We start from the raw sequence: 2,486 nt of genomic DNA on the forward strand, positions 1-2,486 counted from the left end.
CGACCGCCCCCCGGTCTGCACCGATGCGGAGCGTGACTACCTGATCGAATTCGCCAACCGCTATTTCAAACGCGATATCGCTGCGTCAGATGTGGTCTGGACCTATTCCGGGGTGCGGCCACTGCACGCGGATGGGTCGAGTTCAGCCTCGGCGGTGACGCGCGACTATACGTTGAAGGTGGATGATGACGGCGCGCCGATTCTGAATATTTTTGGCGGCAAGATCACCACGCATCGCCGTTTGGCCGAACATGCGATGGAGAAACTGACGCCCTATCTCAAAGGGTTGCCGGGGAAATGGACCGCAGGCGTGCCGCTGCCGGGGGGTGATTTCCCGGTGGATGGTGTGCCTGGTTTGATTTCCGGGTTGCTGGCGGAGTTTTCGTTCCTGACGCCGTTCTGGGCGCGCAGGCTGGTACGGGCTTACGGCACCGAGGCGCGGCTGGTCATGGGCGATGCAAAAGCCGCCTCCGATCTGGGTGAGGATTTCGGCGCGACGCTGAGCGAACGGGAATTGCGCTGGCTGATGACGCGCGAATTTGCGCGGCGGGCGGAAGATGTGGTCTGGCGGCGGGGCAAGCTGGGGTTGCGGTTGAGCGCGGGCCAGATCACCCATATCGACGACTGGATGAAAGCGGCGCAGGGCTGACGGTTTGGCAGGACTTATACCGGGGGAAGATATGCGGCATATTCTGGCGATTGATCAGGGAACCACCTCTAGCAGGGCGATTGTGTTTGACGCGGCGATGCAGGTCAAGGCCACCGCGCAGCAGGAATTTCCGCAGCATTTCCCCGATTCCGGCTGGGTCGAACATGACCCCGCTGATCTGTGGGGCACGGTGCTGGCCACCTGTCGCGCGGCGCTGGCGAAAGCCGGGCTGACGGCGGCGGATATTGCGGCGATTGGCATCACCAACCAGCGCGAAACCACGCTGGTCTGGGATCGCGCGACAGGGGAGCCGATCCACCGCGCGATCGTCTGGCAGGACCGGCGCACGGCGGGCTATTGCGCGGAGTTGCGCGCGGCAGGCCATGACAGGATGATTTCCGCCCGCACCGGTTTGCTGGCGGACCCCTATTTTTCCGGCACCAAGCTGAAATGGATCCTCGACCATGTGCCCGGCGCGCGGGACCGGGGGCGAAAAGGCGAATTGGCCTTTGGCACGGTGGACAGCTTTCTGATCTGGAAGCTGACCGGCGGGGTGGCGCATGTGACCGATGCCACCAACGCCGCGCGCACCTTGCTTTACGACATCCACAAGGGACGGTGGAGCAAGACCATCTGCGATCTCCTTGATATTCCAGTGGAAATGCTGCCGGAGGTGAAGGATTGCGCCGCTGATTTCGGTATGGTGCAAGCCGGGCATCTGGGCGCTGAAATCCCGATCCTTGGCGTCGCGGGCGACCAGCAGGCGGCGACGATCGGGCAGGCTTGCTTTCAACCTGGGATGATGAAAGCAACTTATGGGACGGGTTGCTTTGCGCTGCTGAACACCGGGGATCAGCCGGTTGCGTCGAAAAACCGGTTGTTGACAACGATAGCCTATCAGCTTGACGGCAAGCCGACCTATGCGCTGGAAGGGTCGATTTTCATTGCAGGCGCTGTGGTTCAATGGCTGCGTGACGGATTGAAGATCATCGCGGACGCAGGGCAGACGCAAGCACTTGCCGAGGCGGCCGACCCCGCGCAAAACCTGATCCTGGTGCCGGCCTTTGTCGGCCTTGGCGCGCCTTATTGGAACGCCGAATGTCGCGGCGCAGTGTTCGGGCTGACGCGCGGTTCCGGGCCGGAAGAAATGGCGCGCGCGGCGCTGGAATCGGTGGGCTTTCAGACCCGCGACCTGCTGGAGGCGATGCAAGCCGATTGGGCCAGCATCGGCGCAGCGCCGATCCTGCGGGTCGATGGCGGCATGACCGCAAGCGAATGGGCCATGCAGTTTCTGGCCGATATCATCGGGGCAAAGGTGGACCGCCCTGTGATGCGCGAGACCACGGCGCTGGGGGCGGCATGGCTGGCCGGGCAGCGCGCGGGGATTTACCCGGACCAGCGAGGTTTTGCGGCAAATTGGGCATTGGACCGGGTGTTTGAGCCTGCAATGGACGAAAATGTCCGGGCGACGAAATATGCGGCCTGGAAGCGGGCCGTGGCGGCGGTGATGGCCGTTTGATCGGGGATGGTTCTGTTTGACTTCGTTCGAGATGCAGAGCGTTTTGCATTTGCGGTAAATCGAAATCAGAACAATTCGACTTTCACTTGAAACATCAACCCAGGCATTGAAATTACTGAGGTCGGGCGGCGTTTGAACGTTCCGCGTTCGATTGAACTTAGCCGAACCAACAACTGCGTTGTTCTTTGAAAATGCTGCCGCATTCGGCCAGTTGAATACCTGAATCCGATCATTTGTGCCACCTGCCCCGATCGGTGATGTCCGGGGCAATCGACTTGCAGGCAACGGTTTCACGCCTCGCGTACCGGCCGACAGATC

Annotated in this window: 2 protein-coding genes; both read left to right on the forward strand. The window is 61.5% G+C overall.

What is annotated here, in order from left to right:
* A partial coding sequence (locus L0H65_RS18280) for a glycerol-3-phosphate dehydrogenase C-terminal domain-containing protein (protein ID WP_301460637.1) occupies nucleotides 1–649 on the forward strand: 649 nt, incomplete at its 5' end.
* A 31-nt stretch (nucleotides 650–680) separates the two neighbouring features.
* Nucleotides 681–2,168, forward strand: a complete 1,488-nt coding sequence (gene glpK / locus L0H65_RS18285; RefSeq protein WP_301460638.1) for a glycerol kinase GlpK — start codon at nucleotides 681–683, stop codon at nucleotides 2,166–2,168.
* Nucleotides 2,169–2,486 lie beyond the last annotated feature (318 nt).

Origin of the sequence: Pseudorhodobacter sp. (assembly GCF_030452865.1) — a bacterium.
In the GTDB taxonomy this organism is placed as follows: domain Bacteria; phylum Pseudomonadota; class Alphaproteobacteria; order Rhodobacterales; family Rhodobacteraceae; genus Pseudorhodobacter.

Bases quoted from the DNA above. Each gene is read 5' to 3' on its own strand.
- glpK (WP_301460638.1), top strand. From the start codon at position 681: ATGCGGCATATTCTGGCGATTGATCAGGGAACCACCTCTAGCAGGGCG.